The following is a 4,607-nucleotide window of genomic DNA, read 5'->3' on the forward strand; positions in this document are numbered from 1 at the left end:
GGCGAATGAGGCCTTTGGAATTACCAAAGAAATGATCGATGAAGCTTTTGCACTTGTACAGCGTAAAGGAACGGCTACCGGACCGAACCTCATGTATTTTGAGACAGGTCAGGGTTCAGAAGTGTCGCTCGATGCCCACCAAGGTGTGGACATGATGACACTGGAAGCCCGGACATATGGGTTCGGACGCGAGTATCGACCATTTATGCTGAATAATGTTTCCGGATTCATTGGCCCGGAGACCATCTATTCCGGACGTGAAGTCATTCGTGCCGACTTAGAAGACCTATTTATGGGTAAGCTGCATGGTCTGCCGATGGGAATTGCTCCCTGCTATACAAATCATATGAAAGCAGATCAGAATGATCAGGAGATAGGAACACTCTTATGTGCCATGGCCGGTGCCAATTATTTTATGGGTGTTGCAGGCGGGGACGATATTATGCTGAGTTACCAGGATACCAGTTTCCACGACGATGCTGCAACACGAGAAATTCTGGGTTTACGACCGCTTCCTGAATTTGAAAAATGGCTGGAGAAGATGGGAATCATGGAAAATGGCCGCCTTACCGAACGTGCTGGAGACCCATCCATCTTCAATAAATAAGAGTGAGGTGAGGGAGTTTGTCGGTGGCAACGAACGAAATAGAAAAAATTGTTCAGGATGTATTGGCAGAGTTAATGAAGAAAGGGTTAAACAGCGCGGCAGTGAAAGAGCATGTCATGTCTGCAGCGCTTATGAATACAACCGTTTCTCCTGTAGCTGAAGAAAAAATGGTGAGTCTTGTTTCAGCGGATGAGATCCTCGTGGATAAACCGTTCAATCTGGATGCCATAAAAGCAATGAAAAAAGTAACAACAGCACGGATCGGGATCGGTAGAGCGGGAGCCCGGCCTAAAACGGCATCGTGGTTAAAGCTGCTAGCCGACCATGCAGTTGCCCAGGATGCGGTATTTGTGGATGTTTCCGGAGACTTCTTGAAGCGCATGAACTTATTTTCTGTGCAAACAGCGGCTGAAACTAAGGAGCAGTTTCTTACCCGGCCGGATTTAGGGCGTCGTCTTTCAGAAGAGGCAGCCCAAACGGTGCTCCAGTACTGTGAAAAAGATGTTCAAGTGCAAATTCTGGTGGTCGATGGACTGAGCTCTACTGCGATTGAAGCCAATGTTGCAGACATTCTGCCGGCTCTGAGTCAAGGTTTAAAAGCATCAGGAATTAAAGTAGGTAACACCTTCTTTGTGAAGCATGGCCGGGTTGGGGTTCAGGACGAAATCGCTAAGCTGTTAAATGCGGAAGTGGTGATTTCCTTGATTGGAGAACGACCCGGTTTGGGAACCGCGGAAAGCTTGAGTGCTTACATCATTTACCGTCCTAATGAGAAAACGGTAGAAGCCGATCGCACTGTAGTATCGAACATTTACCGTGGGGGTATTCCTCCGGCAGAAGCAGGAGCCCATCTTGTGGACCTCTTAAAACAAATCCTTCACGCGCAAGTGAGTGGGGTAAAATTAACGCGCATTTCTTAACAAAACCCAATAAATAGGTGAGGGCGTAATATACATGGGGGGTAGATCGAATGGATCACACGGACTCTAAATTCGTGCAGGCGGGTGAGACTCCCGTACTCCCCGCCAATTGTATATCTTTGTACTCTTGACAAGGAGGGGTACATTTATGGGTATCTCCTGGACGATGGTCCAATTGCAACGGTTAAAAGAACTCAATGCAGCCACTGAGATACTGGAAATGAATTTTACTGAAACATCAACACGCGACCGTGCGTTTCAAGAAGTCGAACATCGATTAGTTAAAGATGGAAAATTGCATTTGGACAAATTACGTGAGATAAAGCGTCGCCCAGCGTTGGTAGAGCTGGAAGCGCGATTGGCAAACACATTATGCCAGCAAGGATTTGTTCAAGTTGTAACGCCGACGATTATTTCGAAATCCTCATTAGCAAAAATGACAATTTCAGATGATCACCCACTATTTTCACAAGTTTTTTGGTTAGATGCCAAGCGATGTCTGCGGCCAATGCTGGCCCCAAATCTTTATACACTGTGGCGAGACCTGATACGTCTCTGGGATAAACCCATTCGTATATTTGAAATCGGAACCTGCTATCGAAAAGAATCACAGGGCGCACAACACCTCAATGAATTTACTATGCTTAACCTAACAGAGCTGGGCACCCCGCTCGAAGAGCGACATCAGCGGCTGGAGGAAATGGCAGAGTGGGTGATGGCGGCAGCGGGAATTGAAGGTTATGGGCTTCTTACCGAATCTTCTGTGGTCTACGGAGATACAGTGGATGTTATGAAAGGTGAGGTAGAGCTTGGGTCCGGCGCTATGGGGCCTCATTTTCTGGATGAGAAATGGGGAATATTCGATCCTTGGGTTGGCATTGGTTTTGGGTTAGAGCGGCTCCTTATGATTCGCGAAGGGACACAGAATGTCCAAAGTATGGCTAGAAGTCTAACTTATCTGGATGGTGTTCGGTTAAACATCTAATCATAATCGCTTCAAAATGTTACTTAATATTTAAAACATAAAGTAAGACTTAGCTTTTAAAAACGTTGGAGGGATGAGAGAATGTACGAGAAAGTTGAGATTGAGGCATCTATTTCCTTGGAGCATATTGGCAGGATTTTTAAAATGGTTAGTTCAATTCCCTGCTTTCAAGAGAAAAAATCACGAATTAGCCGAATTGAAGTGCTCCCGGGCGGCCTGACAAATAACAACTACAAAGTAACTATTGATGAAGTTACATATGCACTGCGATTAGCAGGTGCCGGAACGATGGAGTATCTAAACCGTCCAGCAGAAAAACATAATGCCCAGATTATGGCCGATATCTCTGTAAGTGCTCCGATTATTTACTATGATGAGACGACAGGAAATCAAGTTTGTAAATATATTGATGATTGTCTTACCTTACACCCTGAACATTTCCAGGAGAATCATTATATTCAACTTGCCGCGAAAGTGTTTAGGAATTACCATACCTGTGGGAAGAAGTTTATCTCAGAATTCAACCCGCTTCGAGAGACGCGAACCTACCGTAATCTTTTAACACAGAAAAATTATGGCTTTTATGAAGGCTCCGAATTGATGAGCCAGAAATTGGATGAGATCGAGGCACTCCTTGAAAAATACCCAGCCCAATCAGCCCCCTGCCATAACGACCCCTTATGTGAGAATTGGCTTGATGACAAGAAGAATTTTTACCTTATAGACTGGGAATATGGTGGCATGAATGATCCCATGTTTGATTTAGGAGCATTATCCATCGAAGCGGATTTAACTGACGAACAGGAACGTTATCTGCTGCGAGAGTATTTTGGTGGTGATCTAACTGAAAAGCAGTGGGGCTCACTTATCATCAATAAGTTCCTTTGCGATGCACTCTGGTCTTATTGGGCTGTACTCCAAATTGCAACAGGTAAAGCTTACGAGGACTACTGGCCCTATGGCCTGAATCGATATAACCGAGCCTATAAGCTTATCCATGAAGGAACACTTGATCGAGCACTGCAAGCATTGGCTAGTTGATTCAGGGATACATTTGTAGATTAAACTTTCCTCGCGCTTACAGCTTTAATTCATACTAATTCAATGACCGTAAGCAAGGGGCAAATTAATTAAAAAACTAATAATAAAATCCAGGGAGGAAAAGAAGAATGTCATCTTTAAACAATCTTGCCCAAAGCGTAATTGCCGGTAACGTAGATCAGGTAAAAGAACAAGTTAAATCGCTTATTTCCAGTGGAACCGATCCTGTTGAGATCGTCAATCAAGGTTTAATTGCCGGAATGAATGTCGTTGGAGCCCGTTTTAAAGCAGGAGATATGTATGTTCCTGAAGTTTTGATGTCTGCTCGTTCCATGAGTTCTGGTCTCGAATTGGTTAAACCTCTGATTGCTGAAAAAGATATTCAAAGTCGGGGAAAAGTAGTCATAGGTACGGTAAAAGCGGATCTTCATGACATCGGGAAGAATCTTGTATCGATGATGATGCAAAGTGGTGGTCTTGAAGTCATTGACATAGGCATCGATGCTGCTCCAGAAAAATTTGTTGAAGCAGTTAGAGAGCATAATCCGGATATTGTGGGGATGTCAGCTTTGTTGACAACGACGATGCCGGCAATGAAAGACACAATCGAGCTTTTGGAAGAAGAAGGACTTAGAGACAAAGTTAAAGTCATCATTGGGGGAGCGCCGGTATCGCAAGAATTCGCTACTTCGATCGGTGCTGACGGGTATGCTCCTGATGCCGCTACGGCAACAGATCTTTGCAAAGAAATGGTTGCTGCGAAATAACAATAAAAAAATCCGGATTTTTTGAGGTTATCTCTTATTGGGATAGCCTCTTCACTTTATGTATGAGATTTTACAATGAAGCAAGCTCCCAAAAAAGTGAGGGAACCCAAATCCTCTTTGGGTTCCCTCACTGAATTGAACGATGGATTAGAACTTCGCTTTTTTCCTGGAAGCCTCTTTTTCTTTAGCCTTAATCTCAGTGGTTTCGGCTTCAGCTTCTTTAACAATTTCTTGGAGTTGCCGCTGAATACTCTCGGGTAGTGGGCTTGGATTCTTGAAGTTTTCGA

At 44.3% G+C, this 4,607-nt stretch carries 5 protein-coding genes and 1 tRNA gene; all 6 read left to right on the forward strand.

The genetic code is table 11. The features are described 5' to 3' along the window. On the forward strand, window positions 1–607 hold a 607-nt coding region (gene eutB, locus VN447_RS13740), incomplete at its 5' end, for an ethanolamine ammonia-lyase subunit EutB (RefSeq protein WP_325525912.1). Between the two features lie 23 nt (window positions 608–630). Beyond that, window positions 631–1,527, forward strand: coding sequence for an ethanolamine ammonia-lyase subunit EutC (gene eutC / locus VN447_RS13745; RefSeq protein WP_325525913.1), 897 nt, complete (start codon window positions 631–633; stop codon window positions 1,525–1,527). 36 nt (window positions 1,528–1,563) lie between these two features. Then, window positions 1,564–1,635: transfer RNA gene (locus VN447_RS13750), tRNA-OTHER, on the forward strand. Between the two features lie 40 nt (window positions 1,636–1,675). Further along, window positions 1,676–2,512, forward strand: a complete 837-nt coding sequence (gene pylSc, locus VN447_RS13755) for a pyrrolysine--tRNA(Pyl) ligase large subunit (RefSeq protein ID WP_325525914.1) — start codon at window positions 1,676–1,678, stop codon at window positions 2,510–2,512. Between the two features lie 81 nt (window positions 2,513–2,593). Further along, window positions 2,594–3,553, forward strand: a complete 960-nt coding sequence (locus VN447_RS13760) for a choline kinase family protein (RefSeq protein ID WP_325525915.1) — start codon at window positions 2,594–2,596, stop codon at window positions 3,551–3,553. A gap of 128 nt (window positions 3,554–3,681) precedes the next feature. After that, complete coding sequence (locus VN447_RS13765) at window positions 3,682–4,320, forward strand: corrinoid protein (protein WP_325525916.1); 639 nt, start codon at window positions 3,682–3,684, stop codon at window positions 4,318–4,320. Window positions 4,321–4,607 lie beyond the last annotated feature (287 nt).

It is taken from the genome of Sporomusa sp. (genome assembly GCF_035561155.1).
Taxonomy (GTDB): Bacteria; Bacillota; Negativicutes; order Sporomusales; family Sporomusaceae; genus Sporomusa.

What these genes read in the sequence shown, in the direction of transcription:
- pylSc (WP_325525914.1), top strand. Translation starts at nt 1,676, where the DNA reads ATGGGTATCTCCTGGACGATGGTCCAATTGCAACGGTTAAAAGAACTC.
- VN447_RS13760 (WP_325525915.1), top strand. Translation starts at nt 2,594, where the DNA reads ATGTACGAGAAAGTTGAGATTGAGGCATCTATTTCCTTGGAGCATATT.
- VN447_RS13765 (WP_325525916.1), top strand. Translation starts at nt 3,682, where the DNA reads ATGTCATCTTTAAACAATCTTGCCCAAAGCGTAATTGCCGGTAACGTA.